The sequence below is a fragment of the Streptomyces cavernae genome, assembly GCF_004023625.1.
Lineage (GTDB): Bacteria > Actinomycetota > Actinomycetes > Streptomycetales > Streptomycetaceae > Streptomyces > Streptomyces cavernae.
This window is the reverse complement of record NZ_RPDJ01000040.1, coordinates 15,177-39,423: the sequence shown is the minus strand read 5'-3', so window position 1 is coordinate 39,423 and position 24,247 is coordinate 15,177. Positions and strand designations below refer to the sequence as shown.

Sequence of the window (24,247 nt, the reverse complement as noted above, 5' to 3'; positions counted from 1 at the left end):
GTCAGCCCCTCTCTCTTGCGTCAGCAGGTCAGTTCGCGTGAGCCGCTCAGCTCTGGCGTCAGCCGGTCAGTTCCCGTCAGTCGGTCAGCTCTGCGTCAGCCAGTCCGCTCTCGCGTCAGCCGGTCAGCTTCTTCGTGAACCAGTGCTCGGCGTACTCATGGCCGTTGTACGGCTCCGTCTCCTCGTAACCGAGCCGGGCGTACAGCGCGCGGGCCTCCACCAGGTCGCCTCGCGTGTCCAGGACCATACGCTCGGCACCGAGTGCCCGGGCGGCGTCCTCGGCGGCCGTGACGAGCAGCGCCGCCCCGCCCCTGCCGCGCAGCCCTTCGCGCACGAAGACCCTCTTCAGTTCGGCGGTGGCCGCGTCCAGCAGCCGTACGCCCGCGGTACCGGCCGGCTCACCTCGGTGCCGCGCGATCAGCAACACTCCGCCGGGCGGCCGCAGATAGTGACCGGTGTCAGCGGCCACCTCGCGCTCCAGTTCCTCGGGATCGGTGTCGCGTCCCTCGTACCGCTGGTACCAGCGGTCGCTGACCTCCGTGTAGTACGCGCGCCACAGGTCGGCGGCGGCGGGCGAATCGACGGGCTCGGGGGCGATGTTCCAGGTCACGAGAGCCATTTTCCGGCCGTCATGGTGAGCCGACGCAAGCCGATTTCGTCCAGGTCGACACTTCCAAGTCGACTACGTCCTCGGCTGCTTGCGGCCTCCAGCCGTACGTGGGTGGCCTGTCGGCAGGACCGTCCGGGGAGTTTGCGCTTCGTTTGAGGGCGGGCTTCCCGGCAACCCGGACGAGTAAGACGCCCACTGGGCCGGCCGGGCCCGGTAGGGCCGAGAACCCGGAAGGCATCCATGTCCACAGGCGTGATCATTCTTCTGATCGTGATCGTGGCGGTCGTCGTCGGCGGGGCGCTCGCACTGGCCGTCAGGAACCGTGGGCCCGCAGGCGGGCACACGCTGAAGCGACGCTTCGGGCCCGAGTACGACAGGACCCTCGCTCGGCACGACGGCGACGCCAAGGCCGCGGAGCGCGACCTGAGCGAGCGCGTCAAACGGCACGGGTCGCTGCGCGAGCGACCGCTGGAGCCGGCGGAGCGCGAACAGTACGAGACGCGCTGGGCGGTCATCCAGGAGCGGTTCGTCGACTCGCCGCGCGAGGCGGTCGCCGAGGCGGACCGGCTGCTCGGCGAAGTGGCCGCGGCGCGGGGCTTCCCGGACGGCGGGCGCTACGACGAACAACTCGAGGCCCTGTCCGTGCACCACGCGCATCACGTGCACGGCTACCGGCGCGTGCACCGCGCGGTGCACACGCCGACGGCCGCGGACGGCCGGCCAGGCGCGGACACCACCGGCGGTACCGAGGAACTGCGCGAGGCGCTCGTCGAGGCACGAGGGCTGTTCGATGCGCTGGTGGCGCCGGAGCGCGGAATCGGCACCCGGCGGCACGACGAGCGTTCCCCGCGGCACCGGCAGGCCGGACGTTCGCACAGCGGACGGGGCCATCTTCGGTGGGCGCTCACCAGGAGGTAGGGAAGGGGAGTTGAGGCAGATGACGGATACGACACCTGGTCCGGCGAAGGGCAGGGGTGTTGGTGGGTTCGGCCGGCGTGGCGATGGGGTGGCGCCGTCCGGCGCTGATCCGGACGCCGCACGTCGGCTGGACGCCGATCCCGAGCTCGACCAGCGTTCCGAGCACGGACTCGACCAGCGTTCCGAGCGCGGGCTCGACCAGCGCTCGGAGCGCGGGCTCGACCAAGGTCCCGCTAGCGGGCTCCATCGCGAGCCCGCGCGGGAGTTCAAGCACGGGTCCGGCCGACAGCAGGGGTCCGACCCCAGGCACGGGTCAGAGCACGCGCCCGGGGCCGGTGGTGACGGTCTGCTGGCGCACGGGGCCACGGACAAGCTGGCGCACCGTCTGCACGACGCCGTCAGCGGGTTCGTCGACGGGCCGCGCGGTGCCGTGGAGGAGGCCGACAAGGTACTGAGCGAGGTCGCCGCCCAGCTCGCGGAAGCCGTCGAACACCGTCGCCGTACCCTGCGCACTTCGTGGCAGGCGTCGGCGGACGACGCGGCCGACACGGAGCAGTTGCGGCTGGCGTTGCGCGGGTACCGGGAGATGGCGGAACGGTTGCTCCGCGTCTGAGGACGGCGTGCGTACGGGGCCCCGTGGCCTGTGTGGTCGCGGGGCCCCGTAGTCATGGTCGCAGCCCTGTAGTCATGGTCGCAGCCCTGTAGTCATGGTCGCGGGGCCCCGTAGCCATGGGTCGTGCGGCGTAGCCATGCCGTGCGGCGAGGGTTCGCTCGTCAGCCGGGCGCCCCGTGGTGCCCCCGCCACTCCTCCACCACGGCCTCCACGTCATACGGCTTCAAGCCCAGCGGCGGCCCCGGCGGCGGTTTGAACATCATCTCCTTGATCTTGCCGTTGAGTTCGGTGATGAGCTTGCGTACGACCCGCTCGGAAGGGGCCGCCAGCGCCGCCGCCAAGGTGTCCTCCGCCTCTTTGCGGAGAGCCAGGGTCGGCGGGAGTACGGTCAGGCCCTCGCGGGCCATCTTCTGCTTGACCCACCACATCTCGTCGTAGTCGGTGTCCAAGCCACTCGGGAACGGCTTGCCCGCGCCGGGAAGGCGGGAGAAGTCGCCGCGCGCCTCCGCGTCGCGGATCTGCCTCTCGGCGAAGGACTCGAAGCTGACACCGGGTGGTTTCCGCTCGGTCATGAAGCCATTGTGCCCGGAAGACGTCTCGTACGACTTATCATGCGGCGGCGGCGTCTGGACCACGGTCCACGTGCGGCGTCGTGGAACTGACAGCGGGAAATCGAAGGAGCGGCACGTGCTGGAGCTCACCATGGCCTCGGTCTCCGAGGCGGACACAGGTGCGACGGCCGGGATGCTGATGGCCGACGCACCGAGCGAGCCGGGCACCATGCTGCGCGTGGGCCGGGACCGAGGCGTGTGCCGGCTGGTCACCCCGGACGACTGGCTGTTCGTCTCCCGGGTGCACCTGGAGTTCCTGTGCGGTCCTGACGGCAGCTGGCAGGTCACCTGGCTGCGCGGCTCGGCCGCGGACCCGTCCTCCCAGGTCAGCATGAGCATCGGCAACCAGGCGCCCCAGCCCCTCGCGTACGGCGGCACGGCCCCGCTGCCCCGGGGCGGCAGCGGTGAGATCATCGTCCGGGACCGCACCGCACCACGCAGCGTGAACGTGGGCTTCTACCACGAGGGCTGACCCACCGGCCCCCACGGGGCCTGTCCGCGCTAGGGGGCCGTGTCCTCGCCGCCTGTGACGGCCGTGTCCTCGCCCCCACGGAGGCCGCCCCGCCTCGCCTCTGCCCCTACGGCAGCCCGCGCGTGCCCGTACGGCAGCCCGCGCGTGCCGCTACGGCAGCACGCGCGCCAGTGCGAACCCGTCGTAGCCCTTGCTGCCCACCGTCTGCACGGCCGTCCCGTCCAGGTTCGGGTGCCGGGCGATGAGCTCGAGTGCCGCGCGGGTGCCCTGCACGCTGAGGGCGTCGCTGTCGGGGTTGGTCACCGCGCCGCCGCGGATCACGTTGTCCACGACGATCACACTGCCGGGGCGGGTCAGCTTCAGGGACCACTCCAGGTAGTGCGGGTTGTTCTCCTTGTCGGCGTCGATGAAGACCAGGTCGAACGGGTCCGGGCGCTCGGCCTCCAGTGTGGCCAGGGAGTCCAGTGCGGCACCCACCCTGACCTCGGCGATCTTGTCGAGACCGGCCCGGGCCAGGTTGGCGCGGGCCACTTCCGCGTGCCGGGGCTCGTACTCGAGGGTGATGAGCGTGCCGTCCGCGGGGAGGGCACGGCCCAGCCAGATGGTGCTGTAGCCGCCCAGGGTGCCGATCTCCAGGACGCGGGTCGCGCCCTGGACGCGGGCGATGAGATGGAGCAGCTTGCCCTGGTTCGGGGCGACGTTGATGTGCGGGAGCCCGGCGGCGTCGCTGTCGCGCAGGGCGGCGGTCAGCGCCTCGTCCTCGGGTGCGAGGAGACCGGTGAGGTAGGCGTCGACGTCGTTCCAGAGCTGCGGGTCGCTCATGCGGGAGCCTTTCGAACGTCTAGTTAGACTCGCTAAGTTCATGCGCCACCCAACATAGCGGGCCGCGCCGCCGCACGGAGTGCCGGAACGCCGCGCGAGCGGACGTTCCGCGCCAAGTCGCAGGCACCCCGTCCGAACCTCCCCGTGATCCCATGTTCGCCCCTCTCGGGCGCGAGAGAACCAGCCAACCACCATCGTCATCCGGACTGACCCGGATGAATGGCCGCGGACCCTCAGGTGAAGCCGGGGCAGCCCGCGTCTTCTCTGCGGGGACGGTGCTCGCCGCTTAGTGTGCTGACAAGGGAAGTGAGCAGGTGATGAGCAGGGCGGGAGGGTCGGCTGGGCGTGGCGAACGTGGACCGGAGCAGCCCGGGTAACGCTTCCCGGGCGGGTGTGGCGGGGGCACGGCTTGGGGCCGTCCGAGCCGTGCTCTGGCTGCTCGCGGCCCTGCTGGCGGTACGGCAGACCGCTGAGGTTCTGGGCACCCCGAGGGGCGAGCGGCTGACGGATCTGGAGACCTGGGTCGGTCCCTACGGCGTGCTGCACGTCAGCGGCTCCCTGTACGACTCGACGTACGACTCGACCGAGTTCACCGGAACCCCGTTCGGGGGCCTCGTCCTCAAACCCCTGACCAATGCCGCGGAACAGGCCCTCGGCTGGGGCTGGACCTTCGGCACGCTGCTGCTGGTGGTCGCCCTGGGCCTGGTCGCCGCACGCGCCCTCCCGGGGCCGGTGTCCCGGCGCACCTCACTGCTGGCCGCCCCCGTGGCGATCAGCCTGCTGATGCTCTCGCTGCCGGTGCGCAACACCTTCACCCTCGGCCAGGTCAGCGTGTTGCCGGTGCTGTTGGTGCTGCTCGGCTGCTTCGTGGTCAAGGGCGAGCGCGTCTCCGGGATCCTCATCGGCCTCGGCGCTGCGCTGCAGCCGACCCTGTTGCTGTTCGCCCCGCTGCTGTTGCTGACCAGACGGCGGCGCGCCGCCGTCTCCACCGGCGTCACCTTCGCCGCCACGGCCGCCGTGGCCTGGGTGGCGATGCCCCGTGACTCGTGGACCTACTGGGTGCACCACATGGCGGGCGTGGGCCTCGGCAACGTCTCGGACGGCTTCGCCAACCAGTCCCTGCACGGTGCCCTGCTGCGCTTCGGGCTGCAGGGCCCGGTGGAGGTCCTGGTGTTCTGCCTCCTCGCCGCCGCCGTCACCGTGTTCGGCATGCGGCGCGCGGTGAAGTACGCACGCGACGGTCAGCTGCTCCTCGCGGTGGCCCTGACCGGTTGTGTCTCGGTGGCCATCGCGCCGACCGCCTGGCAGCACCAGCTGCTGTGGGTGCTGCTCGCCGCTGTGGGCCGGGTCGGCAAGCGGTCCGCCGACCGCCCGGTGTGGCCGGTCACGGTCGTCCTGGTGATGACGCTGAGCAGCGAGCTGCTGCTGCCCAAGATGAAGTTCGAGTTCATGCAGAAGGTCGGCGCGACCCTGCCGCTGGCCGTCGCGATCGTCGCCGCCTGCGCGGTGCCGTTCCTGCTGCGGACCTCGGAACACTGGCAGCGGCCCGTCCCGACGGTGTACGAGGCTCCCGTGCCCGCCCGGTGGGCCTGGATTCCACTGCTGCCGTTCTGGCGCCGGGTGCTGAGCCGCCCCAATCTCCTCCTCGAGCTGCTGCTGATCCGGATCGGCTTCGCCGCCTACACGAACGTGCGGGCCGCCGCCACGGGCAGCCGCCCCGCCGCCGAGGAGCACGCCGAGCAGATCCTGACCGTCGAGCGCTTCCTGCACCTGGACTTCGAGCTGGAGATCAACCGCTGGGTGGCGGGCGTGAACTGGCTGGAGGCGGCCTCCGACTACTACTACGAGACCTTCCACTTCCTCTTCCCGCTGCTGATGCTCGGCTTCCTGTACGTGTGGCGGCCCGCGCTCTACCGCTGGGGCCGGACCCCGCTGGGCTTCGCGACCCTGCTGGCACTGCTCGGTTTCTGGCTCTATCCGCTGGCCCCGCCCCGCCTGATGCCGGACATGGGCTTCATCGACACCATCAATGGCGCGCAGGACCTCACCGAACCCAAGTTCGGCGGCCTCACCGAGCTCACCAACCAGTACGCGGCGATGCCCTCGCTGCACATCGGCTGGTCGTTCTGGTTCGGGATCATGTTCTTCTGCGTGATCCGCCACAGAGCGCTCAGACTGCTGGGCTTCCTGCACCCGGCGATCACCCTGTTCACCATCGTGGCCACCGCCAACCACTGGCTCCTGGACGCGGTGGGCGGGGTGGCCGTGGTGGCGGCGGGCTTCGCCCTGCAGTACGTGCTGTGCGGACCGCGCTCGGCGGCCGCGAGCGCAGGAAAGGACCGCGGCGACTCCGTCAGCAGCGCTGCTGCCGTGGCAGTCGGTACGAAGAGCTGATCCGGTACGTGCCCGGCTCGGTCACGGTCAGCCGGGTCCACTCGCCCGCCCGCTCGAGGCAGCCCCGGCCCGTACGCAGCCAGGGGGAGTGGGCGACGCGCACGTCCACCGAGCCGGGCCGCCCGACACGGACGGTGAACCCGGCCCCGTCGGAGCGGACGACGGAACCCGGCCCGGTGACCAGTGGGGTCGCGTCGTCGACGCGGTACACACGCCAGTGCTCGTCCCGCCACACGAGCTCCAGCCAGTCCGGCTCGGCGCGCACCAGGGCCGCCTCCTCCTCGGCGGCCCAGTCGGGGGTGCCCTGCGGCAGTACGACCAGACCGACCGCCCAACGGTCCAGCCAGGCGCGGTAGCGGCGGGCCGAGAAGGATCCGTCGTAGAAGAGCGGCCCGCGTTCCACGTCGAGCTGCCGGTTCCAGCCGCGCGCGGTGTTCACGTACGGGGCGAGGGCGGTGGTCTCGCGGTGGTTGACGGCGGGCACCACCTCCACCCGGGTGCGGTCGGCGCCGAGCCGGTCGAGTGCTGCCACCACGCCACGGGTGTCGGTGGCCCAGGCGGGCACGGGGGTCGACATCCGCAGCACGTCGACGGCGTGCTGTCCCACCCAGTTCACGGAGAACGCCAGCGCGACCGCGAGCGCGCCCCGTCGTATGAGGTGCGGCCCGGGGGCGAGGAGGGCGGCGAGCAGCACGGGTGGGGCGAAGAGCTCCGCGAGCCGGACGACGTTCGACCCGACCGGCGAGGACACCAGCAGGGCCAGCACGACCCCCGCCATGTACACCAGCGTCCCCAACCGCACCACACGCCAGTCGTGCGGTGCCACGAGGACGACGACGGCACCGAGTATCAGGGGTTCCCAGATGTCGCCGGTCCCCATCGGCTGCCGGCCGCCGATGGGGAACAGCAGGGTGGTGGCCGCCACCGTCAGGACCGGAGGCACGAGGAGAGCGGCGGCCTGCGTGAACTCCCGCGCCAGCAGCCATCCCGCTCCGGCGACGAGCAGGAAGAGCCCGGCGGCCGGACTCGCGAGCGTGGCCAGGACGCTCAACAGCGCGGCGAGCACGGGCCGTTGCCGGGCGGCCCGCGGAGCAGAACCCGTGAGTGCCAGACACGCGGCCAGCCCTATGGCCGTACCGATGGCGAACGTCGACCGGCCGGACGCGACGTTGCACCACAGGGTGAGGACGGCGAGCAGCGCGGGTAAGAGGGGCCGGCTCATCCCGCTGCGTACGAAGAGGACGGCCGCGAACCAGGACGCGGCCAGTCCGGCGAGGACCGTGACGGTCCGTACGCCCAGCGCGGCCATCAGATACGGCGTCAGAACGCTGTAGCCGCCGACGTGGCTGCCGCCGTACCAGGAGAGGTTGTACGGGGAGCCGGGATGGCGGGCGACGAAGTCGCTCCAGGCGATCTGCGCCGCCAGATCCCCACCGCCGGTGCCCAGCAACCGGGCCCACAGCACGTAGAGCGGAAGGGCGAGCGCCACCGACAGCACGGGGACGCGGTGCTGTCGCCAGGCCCGTCGGTCGACGGCGGCCGGGAACGACAACTGCTGCTGCCCCGGCATCCCGGCCGACTCGGTGGAGGACGGCACAGGTCGTAGGTCCGTTCCGGGCGGGTGAGCGGGACGGTCGGTAAGACGCCACACGCGATCAAATGGTTCACCGGCGTGGGTGATTGAGTTCGTTCACGCCACGCGGAGGAAGGCGGTTGGCTACCCTCGGCAACTGAGTGGATCCAACCAGCTTCGCGCCAGCGTCGAACCAGCTTCCAAACAGCTTGGAATCCGGGCCGAGTTGTGCATGAAGGAGTGCCGGTGACCCACGTCAACGCCCTCGACCCCAGCGCCTCACCGCTCGACTACTACGGCTTCGAACTGCGCCGCTACCGCGAGGCGGCCGGGCTCACCCAGCAGCAACTGGGGGCCATCGTCAGCTACACGGGTTCATCCAGTCATCGTCTACACCGAGGGCTACGGGGCGGGGCATCCGACGGCCAACCCGGACACTGTCCAGGACTGTTCGCTCCGTTACGATCACCTCCAGGCGGCTGCCCTGTCCATCCATGACTCGGCCGCGCTGATCCGGCGCACAATGGAGGAACGCTATGGAGAGCAGCAACGCTCGTCCGACGGACATCCGTTGGCGTAAGTCGAGTTACAGCGGTGATCAGGGCGGCGAGTGCGTGGAGTGCGCCCCACTCGGCCCGCTCGCCTGGCGCAAGTCCTCGTACAGCGGTGACCAGGGCGGTGATTGCGTAGAGATCGCCCAGACCCCCTCCGCCGCCGTAGCAGTCCGCGACTCCAAGAACCCCGACGGCCCCGCGCTCACCTTCACCCCGGGCGCCTTCGACGCGTTCGTCGGTGCTCTCGGGGGAGGCAGGGGCGGGGCGTAGGGGGGATGGCCCCTGCCTCCCTCGTAGACAGGCCGACGGGGCCGGGAAAGTCCGTCGGCCTGGGTCTTGTCGGCGTCGCTCAACCGGCGGTCACCTGGAGTTCCTTCACGCCGTTGATCCACGCCGAGCGCAGCCGGCGCGGTTCGGCGGCGAGGCGGAGGTTCGGCATGGCGTCCGCGACCGCGTTGAAGATCAGGTCGATCTCCAGTGTGGCCAGGGACTTGCCGAGGCAGAAGTGCGGACCGCCGCCGCCGAAGCCGAGGTGCGGGTTGGGGTCGCGGGTGATGTCGAAGCTGTCGGGGTTCTCGAAGACCTCGGGGTCGTGGTTGGCGGAGGAGTAGAAGATGCCGACCCGGTCGCCCTTCTTGATCCGCTGTCCGCCGAGCTCGGTGTCCTGGGTGGCGGTGCGCTGGAAGGAGTTGACCGGGGTGGCCCAGCGGACGATCTCCTCGGCCGCCGTCGCCGGGCGTTCGCGCTTGAAGAGGTCCCACTGGTCGGGGTGGGTGAGGAACGCGTACATGCCGTGGCTGATGGCGTTGCGGGTGGTCTCGTTGCCCGCGACGGACAGCGCGAGCACGAAGAAGCCGAACTCGTCCGAGGCGAGGTTGCCCTCGTCCTCGGCGGCCACCAGCCTGGTGACGATGTCCTCGGCCGGGCACTGCTTGCGGTCCGCGGCCATGTTCATGGCATAGGCGATGAGTTCGGTTGCCGACTCGGCGCCGACCTCCTCGGTGATCGCGTACTCCGGGTCGTCGTAGGCGATCATCTTGTTGGACCAGTCGAAGATCTTGGCCCGGTCGTCCTGGGGGATGCCGATCAGTTCGGCTATCGCCTGGAGGGGCAGTTCGCTGGCGACCTGGGTGACGAAGTCGAACGAGCCGCTGTGCGTCAGGGCCTGTTCGGCGATCGCGGTGGCCCGGGTGCGCAGTGCTCCCTCCAGGGCGCGGATCGCACGCGGGGTGAAACCGCGCTGCACGATCTGGCGGACCCGGGTGTGCTCGGGCGGGTCCATGTTGAGGATGATCAGCCGCTGGGCGTCGATCGCGTCCCGCTGGATGTGCTCGTTGAAGCGGATGATCGCGGTGTTGAGGGAGGAGGAGAAGAGCTCCGGGTGCGTGGAAACGTACTTGACGTCCGCGTGCCGGGTGACGGCCCAGTAGCCCTCGTCGCCGAAGCCGGCCAGGTTGTGCGGCTGCGGGATCCAGTGGACCGGCTCGGTCCGGCGCAGTTCGGCGAACTCCGGGAGGGACACACGGGTGTGCAGCAGATCGGGGTCGGTGGGGTCGAACCCGTCGGGCAGCGCTGGACAGGGCATCGGCAACTCCAGCTGGTTCCGATTCGTCTGACGGTCAATCAGAAAATGGAATTTGCCGTGACGGTAATAACGCGTTCTACAACTCGCAAGGGGCGCGGGCGTGCCAATCCTGGCGCGGGGGCAAACCGCCGTCGGACGGGCCCTGGGGCATGCGTCGGCCGGCAGGCGCCACTTCCGGCACAGGTCCTACTCCCGTGGGAACTCCGGCAACATCTGTTCCGCCCAGATCTTCTTGCCCGCGGCGGTCTGGCGGGTGCCCCAGCGCTGGGTGAGCTGGGCGACCAGGAGCAGGCCGCGGCCGCCTTCGTCGTAGGTGCGGGCGCGCCGCATGTGGGGCGCGGTACTGCTGGCGTCGGAGACCTCGCAGATGAGGTTCCCCGCCTCACGGATCAGCCGCAGCTCGATCGGTGGCTGGGCGTGCCGGATGGCGTTGGTGATCAGTTCGCTGACGATCAGCTCGGTGACGAACACCGCGTCGTCCAGGCCCCAGGCCTCCAGTTGCGCCACGGCGTCCTTGCGGGTCTGGGCCACTGCCGCGGGCTCGGCCGTCACCGCCCAGGTGGCGACCTGCTGGGCGCTCAGTGCCCTGGTGCGGGCGATGAGCAGGGCGACGTCGTCGGTGGGCCGGGGCGGGAGCAGGTCGCTCAGAACGGTGCCGCACAGGCCGTCCAGAGTGGCCGCCGGGCGGACGAGAGCGCGATGGAGCAGGGACACTCCGGTCTCGATGTCACGCTCGCGGGACGAGACCAGACCGTCGGTGTAGAGCGCGAGCAGACTGCCTTCGGGCAGCTCGACGTCGACCGCCTCGAACGGCAGCCCGCCCAGCCCCAGCGGCGGACCGGCGGGGAGGTCGAGCAGGCGGACGGAGCCGTCCGGGCTCACCACGGCCGGCGGCGGGTGCCCCGCCCGCGCGAGAGAGCAGTGGCGGGAGACCGGGTCGTAGACGGCGTACAGGCAGGTCGTGCCGATGCCGCCGGAGGGTGCTTCCCGGCCGGTCGCCTGCTGGGAGTCCTCACCCTCGGTGGCCAGGCGGGCCACGAGATCGTCGAGACGGGTGAGCAGCTCGTCGGGGGGCAGGTCGATGTCGGCGAGGGTGCGCACGGCGGCCCGCAGCCTGCCCATGGTCGCGGAGGCGTGCAGGCCGTGGCCGACGACATCGCCCACCACCAGCGCCACCCGGGCCGCGGACAGCGGGATCACATCGAACCAGTCCCCGCCCACCCCCGCCCCCGCGGAGGCGGGAAGGTAACGGTGGGCGAACTCCACCGCCGTCTGCTCGGGCAGGCGCTGCGGCAGCAGACTGCGCTGCAGGGTGACCGCCGTGCCGCGCTCGCGGCTGAAGCGCCGGGCGTTGTCGATGGAGACCGCCGCCCGGGCGGCCAGTTCCTCGGCCAGCACCAGGTCGTCCTGCTGGAAGGAATCCGGGCTCCGGTGGCGGACGAAGACGACGACACCGAGGGTGGTGCCGCGTGCCGAGAGAGGCACGGTCATCGCCGAGTGCATGCCGAAGTCGCGGACCCGGGCGGCCCGCAGCGGATCCTTGGCGATCCACTCGCTGATCGCTGGGTCGGTGACATTACGCAGCACGGCCCGCCCCGACCGCAGGCTCTCGACCGGCGGGGATCCTTCCGGATACCGGTCCGTCGCACCCAGGGCGACGGCGGCCTCGGGGATGTCCGGATACACGGACCGGTGGGCGACGCGGCGCAGCGCTATGGGGCCGTCCGCCGCCACCGCGCCCGGGTGCGGCTCGTCCACGTCGTCGAGGGAGGTCAGCAGGTCGACGCTGACGAAGTCGGCCAGCTCCGGGACCACGACCTCGGTCAGTTCCTCGGCCGTCCGCGTCACGTCCAGGGTGGTGCCGATGCGCCGGCCGGCACCGGCGATCACCGCGAGCCGCGTGCGGGCCCAGTACTGGTCCGTCATGTCCTGCCCGGTGGTCAAGACGCCCAGGACCCGGCCGTCCGTGTCCTCCACCCGGACGACATGGACCGACCAGGTGTGCTCGCGTGTCTCCCCGGGAGCGCGAGCGCGGGTCTCGAGGTGCTGCGGCTCTCCGGTCTCCAGCGCCCGCACCATGCTCCGCTCGACGTCCTCCACGTACGGCACGCCGGGCAGCACCTCGGACAGCATGAGACCGCGCAGGGCGTCGTCGTCCAGGCCCAGGGTGCGCTGCCCGCTGTCGTTGGACCGGCGGTGGCGCAGATCCGTGTCGAACACCGACATCGAGCCGCACGGGGACTGTGCGAAGGCCCGCCGCGCCAGGGTGTCGTCCTCGGGGCGCGGTTCGGCCGGGGCCGAGAACAGCAGCCAGTGCCCGCCCCCGTCGTCAGGGGTGCGGTGGTGAGCCAGGACCGGGGCTCCGAGACGGTGGCCGTCGCGGTGCCGCAGCAGGAGCCTGCCGTTCCACCGCGGCAGCCGGGTACGGGTGAGCAGGTCGTGGGCGGCGATCTCCTCGGCCAGCAGAGTCGCCGCCGGCCGGCCCACGATCTCCGCCGACGGATAACCGAGCAACCGCTCGGCGCCCGCGCTCCACTCGGTCACCGTGCCCTGATCGTCGACGACGGCGCGTGCGGTGAACTGTTCCATTGCTCGCTCATCTCGCTCCCGCGGCGATTCCTCCGTCTCTCGCCTCTGGCCCGGGCGAGGAGCCGAAAGCCGACCAAAGTCAAAATCCAGACTATGCCCGGACGGCGATCGAGGCCGGACGCGGCCCCCCCCGTGCGCCCGATGCCCGCACGCCCGATGCCCGCACGCTCGAGGCGCTCCGCGAGGGGGATCCGCCGGCGCCGGGGTGGCGGGCTGCCGACGCCGGGTCCGGCGGATCGGACTCGGATTGCATTTCGCGCATGGTGACCGGGGTCGGGCTCGGTGCCGGGGGAGCGACGGGGGTCGGGGCCGCGGAGGGGGCCGGAGGCGCCGCCGGCCCACGAGGCGATAACGGGTTCTACCGGCCGCCGGGCGGTGCGCTGGCGTGCCCGGGGCCCGTCGCGGGCGTGCGGAGTTCGTGCGGATCACGACTTCGGAGGCTGCAAGACCCTTGCGGCGCGGGGGCTTCGCTCAGCAGACTGCAAGTAGAACTAGAACGCGTACTAGTTCAGCGTGGCGGGTGGGCCGGGACGCCCGCGCCGCGCGGGTGAGCGAGGGCCTGCCCTCGAAGGGCGGGCCTCTAGGAGAGGACTCCATCCCATGGCCGCGGAACCCGTGATCGTCGAAGCCGTACGCACCCCCATCGGCAGGCGCGGCGGCGCGCTCGCCAATCTGCACCCCGCCTATCTGCTGGGCGAGACCTACCGTGAACTCCTCGGCCGCACCGGCATCCCCGCCGACTGCGTCGAGCAGATCGTCGGCGGCACGGTGACCCATGCCGGCGAGCAGTCGATGAACCCGGCACGGACGGCATGGCTGACCATGGGGCTGCCGTACGAGACGGCCGCGACGACCGTGGACTGCCAGTGCGGTTCCTCGCAGCAGGCTTCCCACATGGTGGCCAACATGGTCGGCGTGGGCGCCATCGACGTCGGGATCTCCTGCGGGGTCGAGGCGATGTCGCGGGTGCCGCTGGGGTCGGGGTCCAAGCACGGGCCGGGCAAGCCGTTCCCCGAAGAGTGGAACGTGGACCTGCCGAACCAGTTCGAGGCGGCCGAGCGGATCGCCCGGCGCCGCGGACTGACCCGCGAGAACGTGGACGGGCTCGGGCTGCTCTCCCAGGAACGGGCCGCCGTCGCCTGGTCCGAGGAGCGCTTCAAGCGCGAGACGTTCGCCGTTCAGGTGCCGACGACGGAGGACGAGCAGCGCGCCGGACAGGGAATGTGGCGGCTCGTCGACCACGACGAGGGGCTGCGCGACACCTCCATGGAGGCGCTGGCCGCCCTCAAGCCGATCATGCCGACGGCCGTGCACACCGCGGGCAACTCCTCGCAGATCTCCGACGGCGCCGCGGCCATCATGTGGGCCTCCAAGCGGATGGCCCGCGCGCTCAAGCTCAGGCCGCGCGCACGGATCGTCGCCCAGGCACTGGTCGGCTCCGACCCCCACTTCCACCTCGACGGGCCGATCGACGCGACGCGGGCGGTGCTGGGGAAGGCCGGGATGTCGCTGAAGGACATCGACATCGTCGAGATCAACGAGGCCTTCGCGTCGGTGGTGCTGAGCTGGGCGCAGGTCTTCGAGCAGGACCTCGAGAAGGTCAACGTCAACGGCGGGGCGATCGCCCTCGGCCACCCGGTCGGGGCCACCGGAGCGCGCCTGATCACCACCGCACTGCACGAACTGGAGCGCCGCGACAAGGAGTTCGCGCTCATCACGATGTGCGCGGGCGGGGCGCTGGCTACGGGGACGATCATTCAGCGGCTGTAGGAGCCCGCCGACCGGACTGCCGTGGCGCACGTTCACGTGCGGGATAGGCTCGCGGCCATGCGGACGGGGAGACTGCTCGGCTCGGGGCGTACGGCGGATGTGTACGCGGTCGACGAGGAGTGGGTACTGCGGCGCTATCGGGACGGTTTCGGCGACGCCACGGCCGAGGCGGCGGTGATGGCGCACGTGCGCGGCCACGGCTATCCCGTGCCGGAAGTCCGTTCGGCGACTCGCAGCGACCTGGTGCTGCAACGGCTGTCCGGGCCCACGATGCTGGGGGCGTTCATGGCGGGCACGCTCGCCCCGCGCGAGGGAGGCGAGACGCTCGCGCGGCTCCTCCGCGCCTTGCACGCCGTCCCCGCCCGCCGCTCCGCGGATCCCGGGACCCGCGTCCTGCACCTGGATCTGCACCCGGACAACGTGCTGATGGCCCCCGACGGTCCGCGGGTGATCGACTGGGCCAACGCGGAGGAGGCCTCCCCGGGCCTGGACTGGGGCATGTCGGCCGTCATCCTCGCGCAGGCGGCGGTGGGCGACGAGCCCTACGCCGCCGCGGCCGCCGAGACCCTCGCCGGGCTGCTGGCCGACCCTTCGGACCTGACGGAGCAGGGACTCACGGAGGCCGTCACGCGCCGGGCGGCGAACCCGACGATGAGTCAGCAGGAGGTGCGGCTCCTCGGCTCGGCGGAGAAGCTGATCCGATCGCTGGTGCCCTGACTCAGGCGCGCCGTCATGGCACCCGTACCGGCGCGAGCGTCGGCGCGTTGGACGATCCAGCTGAACTCCGGTCTGGCCCAACGTGACCACGCCCGAGTCGATGGAGCGCAGATGGCGGCCTCGAGCGGCACGGCCCGGACGCGGTGCTGATCGTGGGCGGCGCCCCGGTGCCCCGACGCGGCGTCGTGCAGCCACTCAAGCGGTGTCCGTGGGCAGGCCCGGCCGGTGCCGGGGCCAAAGGACCGGAGCACGGCGCGGTCAGTGGGAGTCTGGTCTGGGGATATGGACGCCGGCGGCGCGGAGCTTGGTTTCGACGAGCGCGGTCAACCGGGCCGCGGCAGGTGCCTGTTCTTCGCCGTGGTGGGCGATCAGTTCGTACCGGGTCGCGGCCTCGGTGCGGGCTTGCAGGCCGGTCACGATTTTCAGCTGTGCGGGGCTGGCGAGGTAGTGGTCGGCCAATGCGGTGGCGAGTTCGGCGATGCGGGGGTCGTCAGGCTCCCAGGCCGCGGATTCGGCGGCGCGCTTGCTCAAGGCGACGAACCGGGGGTCTTGCAGGGCGTGCTCGACATGCGTGAGGTAGTCGTCGAAACCTTCGGGAACCAGAGCCTTGGCGAGCACCCAGCCCTCCCGGGCGGCCGCCACTTGGTCTGTGGTGAAGCCGAGGCCGGGCATCCGCTCCAGAAGCGCCACAGCGCGGTCAGGCAGCAGCGTCCGGTTGCCGTCGGCGAGCCGGAGCAGCGTGTCGCGCCGGGTGATCAACTTCGGCCGCCGGGGCGTCCAGTCTGATCTTGCCCTCGGCCACCAGTTGCAGCACGAGGGCCGCGGTGAAGGTCTTGGTGTTGCTGCCGATCCGGACGCGCCCGTTCGTCGGCGGCTTCGCGGCCTCCCCCAGCTTGCTCACCCCGGCACTGCCGACCCATTCGCCCCGTTCATCGTGCACGCGCAGCGTAATCCCGGTGAGACCTGAATCGACGATCTCTTCCAGGGCCTTGCGGAGCTCCGGGCGATCCTGCTGGCCGGAAAGGGTGATGGGCATGGTGGTCTCTCCCCTGAAACTGTTATGTCCGGGTCGGCTTCGGTGGTGGCGTGCCGACGCGACGAGCGTCCACCCTGACCCGAGGTCAACCTCAACCGTGATCCAGCTCACGTCTGCCTTTTACGGGGTGGTTTCCCGAGTGCCAGCCGCATCTCGCACGGGTTCGGTGGTGTTCCGTAAGGCGATCGGTGACCGTACGGTGGCCGTATGGGGAGGGACGGAGTGCCCCGGCTGCGGCTGATCGTGGTCACAGACGCACCGGGCCACCCATGTGCCTGGGGGTGCGGTGGTCCGCCGATGCCGTCGGCGAAGGCGACGGCCCTGTTCTGTTCGACCGCCTGCGTCCGGGCCGACTCCGCCTACGGCGGGAAACTGGTGACCTGGGTGAAGAAGTACCTCGACATCACGCGGTACGGGGCCTGTTGTAGGCAAGCTGATCGGCATTCCAGTTGGGAACGCCTCTCACCGCAAGGTCCGCGCGCAGGTCGAGCACATCTTCACCCGCATGAAGACCTGGAAGGTCCTCCGCGACTGCCGGCTCAAAGGCGACGGCGTCCACCACGCATTGCTCGGGATCGCTCGCCTGCACAAGCTGACCCTCGCGGGGTGACCGGCAGGAGACAGCCAGGACAGTCAGCACGATGAAGCCCCGGGAAGCAGGCTGGCTATGAATCCTCCCTCAGCCGCGCCCAAGTATGACTGTCCAGGCTGTCATGGGGGCCAATGCGGGAGAGCTCGGCGCCGTCGCGTCCCAGGGCCACGATGACGGGGCGGGCTTTGCGGCTGATACAGGGGGACGTCCAAACAGCGATGAGCTTGCACTGCTCGGGATTCTCGATCCGGCGGGCACCGATGAGAACTTGACCCACATCTCGCCCGAGGCGCACCTTGACGCAACTGATCCACGGGGCTGCGGTGATGGAGCGTGGAGGGACATTGCTGCGGGTGAGGCTGCGGACGCCCCCGCCGTTGCGAACGTCCAGCACATCGACGTTGACAGGATCGTCTCCGGAGCCGCAGCCACCCCCCACGTACCGCCACTGCTCTTCGTACCACTCCAGGACCGCAATGTGCTCACACGTGCGCGGTGACCTCGGACGCCACACCATCCAGACCGCCCCGACACCGGCAGTGGCATCGACGTCCGCCGAGACCACGGTCAGCACGCGCCGCGGAATCCACCACGGCTGTGGCGTATTTCCCGCCAGCACCCGTCGCACCACGCGCCGCAGAAAGGCCTCCGATCGGGGTCCCGTCCACACGGCCTCTCCCCATGCCCGCATGCGCCTGCGATACCCGGCACGCGAGGACATCAAGCCCCAACTGTGCGGATGCAGGCGTCTCGACGGCCGCCCGCCGCGGTCGTGCGTCAGGGCGCGGCCAGGACGAGGCGGGTTCGGCGGTGCCTTGCGGATGGGTGTCGCCCTGCGGAAGGGGTGCCGGTCAGGCCGGGAGGTGGTCGAGGAAGTCGGCGATGAGCGGGGCGATGTCCGGGAGGTGGTCCTCCAGGGCGAAGTGGCCCGTGGGGAAGAGGTGGAGATCCGCTTCGGGTACGTCGCGCAGGTAGGTGCGGGCGCCGGATTCGGTGAAGAAGGGGTCGTTCGTGCCCCAGGTGATGAGGGTGGGCGGGCGGTGCTCGCGCAGCCACGCCTGCCATTCGGGATAGGCGGCGATGTTGCTCTTGTAGTCGTAGAGCAGGGCGAGTTGGGCCTGATTGCGGCCGGGCTGGTCCAGGAAGTGCTGGTCGAGCAGCCAGCCCTCCGGTGCGACCAGCGTGGGGTCGGCGGTGCCGCCCTCGTACTGGCCGCGGGTGGCGGCGAGGGTGAGCAGGTCGCGGATGGCGGCCTCGGCGCCGGGGGTGTCCGGGGTGAGCGCGGTTAAGTCGCGAGCAGCGTCGGACAGTCCCTCGGCGTAGGCATTGCCGTTCTGCACGACGAGTCCGGTCACCCGCTCGGGATGGCGCAGTGCCAGGCGGAAGCCGACCGGGGCGCCGAAGTCGAAGAGGTACATCGCGTACCGGGTCAGTCCGAGCCGTTCGGTGAAGCCCTCGACGATGTCGGTCAGACGGTCGAAGGAGTAGGTGAAGCCGTCGGGGGCGCGGGTGTGCCCGAAGCCGGGGTAGTCGGGCGCGATCAGCCGATAGTGCCTGCCCAGGCTGTCGATCAGTCGCCGGAACTGGTGTGAGGCGGAAGGGAAGCCGTGCAGGAGCAGCACGACGGGGGCGTCCGTGCGCTCCCGCAGTGACTCCCGGTAGAAGACCTCCACGCCGTCGACCTCGACGAAGCGGTGGGTCGCGCGAGCCGGGACCGAGATGTGGGAGAGGGCCGCGGGGATCGTCATTTCACATGCCTCCATAGCGAGTTGATGCATTAGGTATAGCTTCCCAAGTTCTAATGCGTCAACTGACTCATGTACCGTTAGGTGTATGCGTGACAGTGAACCGCTGACCGGCGAGCCCCTGGCCCTGGACCTCGTCAACACCCGCCCGGCAGGCGGAGACGGCCGCATCGACCTGCTCGACACACCGGAACGCCTGGCCGCCTGGCTCGCGCTGGAGGAAGACCGGCTCGGCCCCGAAACGGGCGGCGCCGTACCGACCGAAGCCGACCTCGTCGCCATCCACGCCGTACGCGCCCACATCGAGGCGGCGGTCCAGGCCCTACTGCACGGGCAGCAGCCCCCCACCGACGCTCTGCGTGCCCTGACTGACGCCCAGCGCGCCGCGCCCGCCGTCCGCGAACTCTCCTGGCTGGACGACACGGTGACAGCGACACTCCGTCGCACGGGCCCACTCGGTGTCCGTCTCGCCGCCCTGCTGGCCGAGTCCGCGGCCGACCTGCTCACCGACCCCGCCGCCATCGGCAAACTCCGAGGGTGCGAGGCCGAGGACTGCGTGATGGTCTTCCTGCCCGCCCACCCCCGCCGACGCTGGTGCTCCCCCGCCCGCTGCGGCAACCGTGCCCGCGTCGCCCGCTACTACCAGCGCCACAAACAGCCCGCAGAGCGGCAGCAGTGAGAGCGGCAGCAATGACAGCGGACGTCGACGCGTGGCCTCCCGGGCGCCTGTGGGAACTCACCGGCGGCAACCGGATGAGCTCACCGGACCTGCGCGCCACCCGCCGCGCCTACGAGGGCCACGTACGCCGCGAGATGGGCGACGGGGCCTACGAGTCGGCGTACGCGGAGGGCCTGTCGATGACGTACGAGGAGGGGCTCGACTACGCGGTCGCGGAGTGAGCCAGCGAGTGAGCCGCGGAGTGAGCCAAGGAATGAGCCGCGGCGTGAATGCCCCCGGGTGCGCGGCCGGGAGCGGGTCAGAGCGCCACGTACGTCACCGGATCGCTCCCCGCCACCGCCTCCGCACGCCCCAGTTTCACCAGTCGTCGCACATGCGCCTCGGCCTCGGAGACCGCGATGTTGCGCGAGCCGAAGGGGATCTGGTCCCAGGGGCGGTTCCACTCCATGCGCTCGGCCAGCTGCCACGGGGTGAGCGGGGTGCCGAGCAGGGCGAGCAGACCGGTCAGGCGCTCCTCGTGGTGCGCGAGCAACTCCCGTACGCGGGCCGGGGCATCGGCGAAGGCGTGCTGGTGGGCCGGGAGCACCTCCGCCGGGGCGAGCCGGCCCACGCGTTCCAGGGAGTCGAGGTAGTCGCCGAGGGGATCGGTCACAGTGGCGTCGTCCGGGTCCTCGTACAGGCCGATGTGCGGGGTGATCTCGGGCAGGAGGTGGTCGCCGGAGAACAGCCGGCCGTGGCCCGGGAGCCGGGCCGGGTGTTCCTCCTCGAGATGGAGGCAGACATGGCCGGGGGTGTGGCCCGGCGTCCAGATCGCGCGGAGGCGGCGGCCCGGCAGTTCGAGGAGTTCGCCGGGGACGATCTCCCGGTCGGGGAGCGCGGGGGAGAACCCGGGGAGGGAACGGCCGCCGCGCGCGGCGCGCAGCGGTGCCACGTGCTCCTCGGGCGCGCCCGCTGCGCTCAGCTTGGCCGTCATGTAGGCGAACCAGCGCTCCGGCCGGTTCTCCCGGGTGCGCCGTACGACGGAGATGTCGGCGGCGTGCATCGCGATCCAGGCGCCGGACGCCTCGCGCACCTTGCCCGACAGACCGTGGTGGTCGGGGTGGTGGTGGGTGATGACGACGCCGTGAATCTCGGCGGCGGAGGTGCCGCAGGCCGCGAGCCCGTCGGTGAGGGCGTCCCAGGACGACGGGTCGTCCCAGCCCGTGTCGATCAGCACCGGGCCGCGGTCGGTGTCGACCACGTACACCAATGTGTGGCCGAGCGGGTTGTCCGGGATCGGAACCCTGAGGGACCGTACGCCCCCGCCGTGATCGGCCGCCTGCGCCATGGGCACCCCAATCCCCGATCGCCGTCTTCCGGGCCACTATAACTAGAACTCGTTACATCCGGAGGCGGCGATGGGCTCCTGAGTAGCCTGCCGGATGTGTCCGGGCCGTGGACTCCTCAGAGTAGAACTGGTATCAGTTCCGATGTCGGCCATGTCTGATGGATCGTCAGAGAGCTTGCCCGGGGAGGCCTTCGGGCGGGGAGGCAGTCGCCATGACGGAGCTCGTGAACCTACGTGAACACGGACAGCTGTTCATCGGCGGGGAGTTGACGGATCCCCTCGGCCAGGACGTCATCGAGGTGATCTCGCCGCACACGGAAGAGGTCATCGGACGCGTCCCGCACGCCTCGGCCGCCGACGTCGACCGGGCCGTCGCCGTCGCCCGCACCGCCTTCGACGAGGGCCCCTGGCCGCGGATGACGCTCGACGAGCGGATCGAGGTCGTCACCCGCATCAAGGACGCGTTCGCCGTGCGTTACGAGGAGATCGCCCGGGTCATCAGCTCCCAGAACGGCACCCCCTACACCTCGTCCGTGATGGTGCAGGCGCTCTCCTCGATGATGGTGTGGGACGCGGCGATCACGACGGCGCGCGGATTCACCTACGAGGAGGGGCGTGACGGCGCACTCGGCAGGATCCTGGTGCGGCGTGAGCCCGTCGGTGTCGTCGCGGCCGTCGTGCCGTGGAACGTGCCGCAGTTCACCGCCGCGGCCAAGCTCGCGCCGGCACTGCTCGCGGGCTGCACCGCGATCCTGAAGGTGTCACCGGAAACCCCGCTCGACGCCTATCTGCTGGCGGACATCGTGACCGAGGCGGGGCTGCCCGAGGGAGTGCTGTCGATCCTTCCGGCGGACCGGGAGGTCAGCGAGTACCTGGTCGGCCACCCCGGCGTCGACAAGGTGTCCTTCACCGGATCGGTCGGCGCGGGCAAGCGCGTCATGGAGGTCTGCGCGCGCAACCTCACCCGGATCACCCTGGAACTGGGCGGCAAGTCGGCCGCGGTGATCCTGCCGGACGCCGACGCCGCCTCAGCGGTGGCGGGCATCGCGCCCTTCGCCTGGATGATCAACGGCCAGGCCTGTGTGGCGCAGACCCGGATCCTCGTGCCGCGCGTCCGCTACGACGAGTTCGCCGAGGCCTTCACCGCCGCCGCGGCCGCCCTGAAGGTCGGGGATCCGCTCGACCCGGAGACGGAGCTGGGACCGCTGGTCGCGCGGCGGCAGCAGCAGCGCAGCCTGGACTACATCCGCATCGGCCAGGAGGAAGGCGCCAAGATCCTCACCGGCGGCGGACGCCCGGCCGGCCTCGACCGCGGCTGGTACGTCGAGCCGACGCTCTTCGGTGACGTCGACAACTCCATGCGGATCGCCCGCGAGGAGATCTTCGGACCCGTCATCTGCCTGCTGCCGTACGGCGACGAGACCGAGGCCGTGAAGATCGCCAACGACTCCGAGTACGGGCTGAGCGGGAGCGTGTGGACCGCGGACGTCGAGCGCGGCATCGAGGTGGCGCGGCAGGTCCGCACGGGCACGTACTCCGTGAACACCTTCAGCCTCGACATGCTCGGCCCGTTCGGCGGCTACAAGAACTCAGGTCTCGGGCGGGAGTTCGGGCCCGAGGGATACAGCGAGTACCTGGAGCACAAGATGATCCACCTGCCCAACGGGTGGGAGGGCTGAGAGGTGGGTGACCGCTGGCACGTGGAGGTGGACCGCTCCCTGTGCATCGGCTCCGCCCAGTGCGTCCACCACGCCCCGGACGGCTTCCGCCTCGACTCGGCCAGACAGTCCCACCCGGCCGACCCGGAGACGGACGCCAACGAGAAGGTACTGGCGGCGGCGGAGAGCTGCCCCGTGGAGGCGATCACGATCACATTGCTGGGGAGCGGGGAGGCGGTGTTTCCGCCCGAGGAGTGACCTCCCCTCGGGCGGGGGTGCCCTCGGGTGGGTGCGCCCCTCGGGTGGGTGTGGCTCTCGGGCCGGTGTGCCCCTCGGGCCGGTGTGGCTCTCGCGTGGGTGTGGCTCTCGGGCCGGTGTGGCTCTCGGGCCGGTGTGCCCCTCGGGCCGGTGTGGCTCTCGCGTGGGTGTGCCCCTCGGGCCGGTGTGGCTCTCGCGTGGGTGTGGCTCTCGGGCCGGTGTGGCTCTCGGGCCGGTGTGCCCCTCGGGCCGGTGTGGCTCTCGGGCCGGTGTGCCCCTCGGGCCGGTGTGGCTCTCGGGCGGGTGTGGCCCTCGGGGGCTATCGCCAGGAGGCGATGGCGCGGGCGACGTCGCGGAGGTCGGCCTCCTGGGCGCGGATCGCTCCCGCCAGCAGGTGGACCTCGTCGCGCTTGGGGTCGACGGGCTGCTCGGAGGCCGCCATGTAGAGCGCTGCGCATGCCCAGCCGATGACGGCGTTGAAGTCCCCGAACGGGCGAAGAAGCAGCGCGGTGTGGAAGAACGTGGCGGCGCGTGCGGCCGGCTCCTCGTAGTAGAGCTGGCCGTGCGGCTGCTCGAAGAGGTGTCGGTCCGCCATGGCGTTGAGAGCACCCCAGTCGGCGACAGGGGTGTTCACGGGCGTGACGTGGGTCTGGATCTCCAGGATCCACCCCGCGTCCACCCGGATGACAGGGCTCAACGCATTCCCTTCGGCATGTCCTTGAACACGTCCATGGCCCACGCCACGGTTTTGTCCGCGTCCTTGAGGAACGCCGCCCGCTGTACATCCGCGAGGATTATGTCGTGCGCGTGGGCGCGCATCGACTTGCCGAGCGAGGCCGCGTGCGCCTTTGCCACGGCGAGCTCTTCCTCGGTGAATTCCACTGTGATCATCGGCATGGACGTCATGCTATCAGCGGTGCAATAAGTGGCGATAGCAACTGTCAATCGCTGGTTGACGGCAGATCGATCAGCCGGCACACCGTCTCGATGTCGATCTTGACCTGGGCGATCGACGCGCGGCCGGAGAGCCAGGTGATCAGGGCCGAGTGCCAGGTGTGGCCGATCACGCGGACCGCCGAGAGCTGGGCCGGGGTCGGGTCCGTGAGACCCATCGCGTCGAGGATGATCGCCGTCGTCTGGCGGGAGACCTGGTCCACCTCGGGGCTCACGCTGCGGTCCGCGAACGTCAGGGCGCGGACCATCGCGTCGGCCAGATGGGGCTCCCGCTGCAGGGCGCGGAAGGCACGCATCAGTGTCTCCGCGACCCGCTCGGCGGGCGTCTCACCGCTCGGCGGCTTCTTGCGCAGGGTGCCGTGCATGTGCTCCAGCTGGTCCTGCATGGTGGCCACCAGAAGATGCACCTTGGACGGGAAGTACCGGTACAGCGTGCCCAGCGCGACCTGCGAGGACTCGGCGACCTCACGCATCTGCACGGCGTCGAAACCGCCCCGGCTGGCCAGCTGCGCGCTTGCGTGCAGGATGCGGCGGCGGCGCGCCTCCTGGCGCTCGGTGAGAGGCGGCGACGGCGACTCCGAGTGCGCGATCTGCGCGATTCTGCTGTCCGCTGGCATGGGTCTCGTTCCGTGACGTGCGGCTGGGAAGAGTGATCAGAGTTTGGCAGGGCCCAGGCCGTGGTGCGAATCACCTGATCCACTGCTCCCAGCCGGGCTACCTGCCGGTAGATTCAATGCTCCCTGAACGATCAAGTCTGTAACTTGTTCTAG

At 70.7% G+C, this 24,247-nt stretch carries 24 protein-coding genes and 4 pseudogenes; 14 read left to right on the top strand and 14 right to left on the bottom strand.

What is annotated here, in order from left to right:
• Positions 1-115: 115 nt before the first annotated feature.
• Positions 116-619 carry a GNAT family N-acetyltransferase gene (locus tag EF387_RS37150; RefSeq protein ID WP_128381019.1) on the bottom strand — a complete coding sequence of 168 codons (504 nt, stop codon included), beginning with the start codon at positions 617-619 and terminating at the stop codon, positions 116-118.
• Positions 620-850: 231 nt separating this feature from the next.
• On the opposite strand from EF387_RS37150, the gene EF387_RS37145 reads away from it, so the two are divergent.
• Both EF387_RS37145 and EF387_RS48790 read left to right on the top strand, forming a co-directional pair.
• Positions 851-1,528, top strand: coding sequence for a hypothetical protein (locus EF387_RS37145; RefSeq protein ID WP_128381018.1), 678 nt, complete (start codon positions 851-853; stop codon positions 1,526-1,528).
• Positions 1,529-1,547: 19 nt separating this feature from the next.
• Positions 1,548-2,141, top strand: coding sequence for a hypothetical protein (locus EF387_RS48790; protein ID WP_238431913.1), 594 nt, complete (start codon positions 1,548-1,550; stop codon positions 2,139-2,141).
• 161 nt (positions 2,142-2,302) lie between these two features.
• On the opposite strand, the gene EF387_RS37135 is transcribed toward EF387_RS48790, so the two are convergent.
• Positions 2,303-2,713, bottom strand: coding sequence for a DnaJ family domain-containing protein (locus EF387_RS37135; protein WP_128381017.1), 411 nt, complete (start codon positions 2,711-2,713; stop codon positions 2,303-2,305).
• A 115-nt stretch (positions 2,714-2,828) separates the two neighbouring features.
• Here EF387_RS37135 and EF387_RS37130 point away from each other — a divergent pair, with 115 nt between their 5' ends.
• Positions 2,829-3,224 (top strand): FHA domain-containing protein, encoded by a 396-nt coding sequence (locus EF387_RS37130; protein ID WP_128381016.1) that lies wholly within the window; start codon positions 2,829-2,831, stop codon positions 3,222-3,224.
• Positions 3,225-3,374: 150 nt separating this feature from the next.
• On the opposite strand, the gene EF387_RS37125 is transcribed toward EF387_RS37130, so the two are convergent.
• Positions 3,375-4,046: an O-methyltransferase gene (locus EF387_RS37125; RefSeq protein ID WP_128381015.1), complete on the bottom strand. Its 672-nt coding sequence runs from the start codon at positions 4,044-4,046 to the stop codon at positions 3,375-3,377.
• A gap of 345 nt (positions 4,047-4,391) precedes the next feature.
• On the opposite strand from EF387_RS37125, the gene EF387_RS37120 reads away from it, so the two are divergent.
• The gene (locus EF387_RS37120) at positions 4,392-6,440 is read left to right on the top strand and encodes a bifunctional glycosyltransferase 87/phosphatase PAP2 family protein (protein ID WP_128381014.1); all 2,049 of its coding nucleotides are present in this window, start codon (positions 4,392-4,394) and stop codon (positions 6,438-6,440) included.
• Here the strand turns inward: EF387_RS37120 and EF387_RS37115 are convergent.
• A complete protein-coding gene (locus tag EF387_RS37115) occupies positions 6,400-8,010 on the bottom strand; it encodes a hypothetical protein (protein WP_162467273.1) in 1,611 nt (536 codons plus the stop codon). The two genes, EF387_RS37120 and EF387_RS37115, sit on opposite strands and share 41 nt — an antisense overlap.
• A 231-nt stretch (positions 8,011-8,241) precedes the next feature.
• On the opposite strand from EF387_RS37115, the pseudogene EF387_RS50195 reads away from it, so the two are divergent.
• From EF387_RS50195 to EF387_RS37105, 3 genes and pseudogenes are all read left to right on the top strand, one after another.
• Positions 8,242-8,370 (top strand): annotated as a pseudogene (locus EF387_RS50195) (hypothetical protein); the annotation flags it as partial.
• A gap of 22 nt (positions 8,371-8,392) precedes the next feature.
• Positions 8,393-8,593: pseudogene (locus tag EF387_RS50190) on the top strand (XRE family transcriptional regulator); the annotation flags it as partial.
• Positions 8,550-8,837 (top strand): DUF397 domain-containing protein, encoded by a 288-nt coding sequence (locus EF387_RS37105; protein ID WP_128381013.1) that lies wholly within the window; start codon positions 8,550-8,552, stop codon positions 8,835-8,837. The pseudogene EF387_RS50190 and the gene EF387_RS37105, both read left to right, overlap by 44 nt.
• 79 nt (positions 8,838-8,916) lie before the next feature.
• On the opposite strand, the gene EF387_RS37100 is transcribed toward EF387_RS37105, so the two are convergent.
• Together EF387_RS37100 and EF387_RS37095 are read right to left on the bottom strand one after the other, a co-directional pair.
• Positions 8,917-10,152 (bottom strand): cytochrome P450, encoded by a 1,236-nt coding sequence (locus EF387_RS37100; protein ID WP_128381012.1) that lies wholly within the window; start codon positions 10,150-10,152, stop codon positions 8,917-8,919.
• A gap of 186 nt (positions 10,153-10,338) precedes the next feature.
• A complete protein-coding gene (locus EF387_RS37095; protein WP_128381011.1) occupies positions 10,339-12,741 on the bottom strand; it encodes a SpoIIE family protein phosphatase in 2,403 nt (800 codons plus the stop codon).
• Positions 12,742-13,341: 600 nt separating this feature from the next.
• Between EF387_RS37095 and EF387_RS37090 the strand changes: the two genes are divergently transcribed.
• Entirely contained in the window at positions 13,342-14,511 is a 1,170-nt protein-coding gene (locus tag EF387_RS37090; RefSeq protein WP_128381010.1) for a steroid 3-ketoacyl-CoA thiolase, read from the top strand.
• A 57-nt stretch (positions 14,512-14,568) separates the two neighbouring features.
• Positions 14,569-15,228 carry a phosphotransferase gene (locus EF387_RS37085; RefSeq protein WP_128381009.1) on the top strand — a complete coding sequence of 220 codons (660 nt, stop codon included), beginning with the start codon at positions 14,569-14,571 and terminating at the stop codon, positions 15,226-15,228.
• A 258-nt stretch (positions 15,229-15,486) separates the two neighbouring features.
• Here EF387_RS37085 and EF387_RS37080 read toward each other — a convergent pair whose 3' ends face one another.
• Together EF387_RS37080 and EF387_RS37075 are read right to left on the bottom strand one after the other, a co-directional pair.
• A complete protein-coding gene (locus EF387_RS37080; protein ID WP_202918485.1) occupies positions 15,487-15,987 on the bottom strand; it encodes a hypothetical protein in 501 nt (166 codons plus the stop codon).
• Between the two features lie 4 nt (positions 15,988-15,991).
• Positions 15,992-16,264, bottom strand: a pseudogene (locus tag EF387_RS37075) (serine hydrolase); the annotation flags it as partial.
• Positions 16,265-16,718: 454 nt separating this feature from the next.
• Between EF387_RS37075 and EF387_RS37070 the strand changes: the two are divergent.
• Positions 16,719-16,874, top strand: a pseudogene (locus EF387_RS37070) (IS5/IS1182 family transposase); the annotation flags it as partial.
• A gap of 55 nt (positions 16,875-16,929) precedes the next feature.
• Here the strand turns inward: EF387_RS37070 and EF387_RS37065 are convergent.
• Complete coding sequence (locus EF387_RS37065) at positions 16,930-17,430, bottom strand: hypothetical protein (RefSeq protein ID WP_238431912.1); 501 nt, start codon at positions 17,428-17,430, stop codon at positions 16,930-16,932.
• A 277-nt stretch (positions 17,431-17,707) separates the two neighbouring features.
• On the bottom strand, positions 17,708-18,604 hold the full coding sequence (locus EF387_RS37060; protein ID WP_128381007.1) for an alpha/beta fold hydrolase: 897 nt from the start codon (positions 18,602-18,604) through the stop codon (positions 17,708-17,710).
• Between the two features lie 85 nt (positions 18,605-18,689).
• Here EF387_RS37060 and EF387_RS37055 point away from each other — a divergent pair, with 85 nt between their 5' ends.
• Both EF387_RS37055 and EF387_RS37050 read left to right on the top strand, forming a co-directional pair.
• Positions 18,690-19,280 (top strand): CGNR zinc finger domain-containing protein, encoded by a 591-nt coding sequence (locus EF387_RS37055; RefSeq protein ID WP_128381006.1) that lies wholly within the window; start codon positions 18,690-18,692, stop codon positions 19,278-19,280.
• Positions 19,281-19,291: 11 nt separating this feature from the next.
• Complete coding sequence (locus EF387_RS37050; protein WP_128381005.1) at positions 19,292-19,501, top strand: hypothetical protein; 210 nt, start codon at positions 19,292-19,294, stop codon at positions 19,499-19,501.
• A 77-nt stretch (positions 19,502-19,578) separates the two neighbouring features.
• On the opposite strand, the gene EF387_RS37045 is transcribed toward EF387_RS37050, so the two are convergent.
• Positions 19,579-20,607 (bottom strand): MBL fold metallo-hydrolase, encoded by a 1,029-nt coding sequence (locus EF387_RS37045; RefSeq protein WP_128381004.1) that lies wholly within the window; start codon positions 20,605-20,607, stop codon positions 19,579-19,581.
• A gap of 212 nt (positions 20,608-20,819) precedes the next feature.
• Here EF387_RS37045 and EF387_RS37040 point away from each other — a divergent pair, with 212 nt between their 5' ends.
• Entirely contained in the window at positions 20,820-22,286 is a 1,467-nt protein-coding gene (locus tag EF387_RS37040) for an aldehyde dehydrogenase (RefSeq protein WP_128381003.1), read from the top strand.
• Positions 22,287-22,289: 3 nt separating this feature from the next.
• Complete coding sequence (locus EF387_RS37035) at positions 22,290-22,523, top strand: ferredoxin (RefSeq protein ID WP_128381002.1); 234 nt, start codon at positions 22,290-22,292, stop codon at positions 22,521-22,523.
• Between the two features lie 319 nt (positions 22,524-22,842).
• Here EF387_RS37035 and EF387_RS37030 read toward each other — a convergent pair whose 3' ends face one another.
• The 3 genes from EF387_RS37030 to EF387_RS37020 are packed head-to-tail and all read right to left on the bottom strand — an operon-like array spanning position 22,843 to position 24,094.
• The gene (locus EF387_RS37030; protein WP_128381001.1) at positions 22,843-23,220 is read right to left on the bottom strand and encodes a hypothetical protein; all 378 of its coding nucleotides are present in this window, start codon (positions 23,218-23,220) and stop codon (positions 22,843-22,845) included.
• Entirely contained in the window at positions 23,217-23,420 is a 204-nt protein-coding gene (locus EF387_RS37025) for a hypothetical protein (protein WP_128381000.1), read from the bottom strand. The genes EF387_RS37030 and EF387_RS37025 overlap by 4 nt, the downstream gene beginning before the upstream one ends.
• A 44-nt stretch (positions 23,421-23,464) precedes the next feature.
• Complete coding sequence (locus tag EF387_RS37020) at positions 23,465-24,094, bottom strand: TetR family transcriptional regulator (protein WP_128380999.1); 630 nt, start codon at positions 24,092-24,094, stop codon at positions 23,465-23,467.
• Positions 24,095-24,247: the final 153 nt, after the last annotated feature.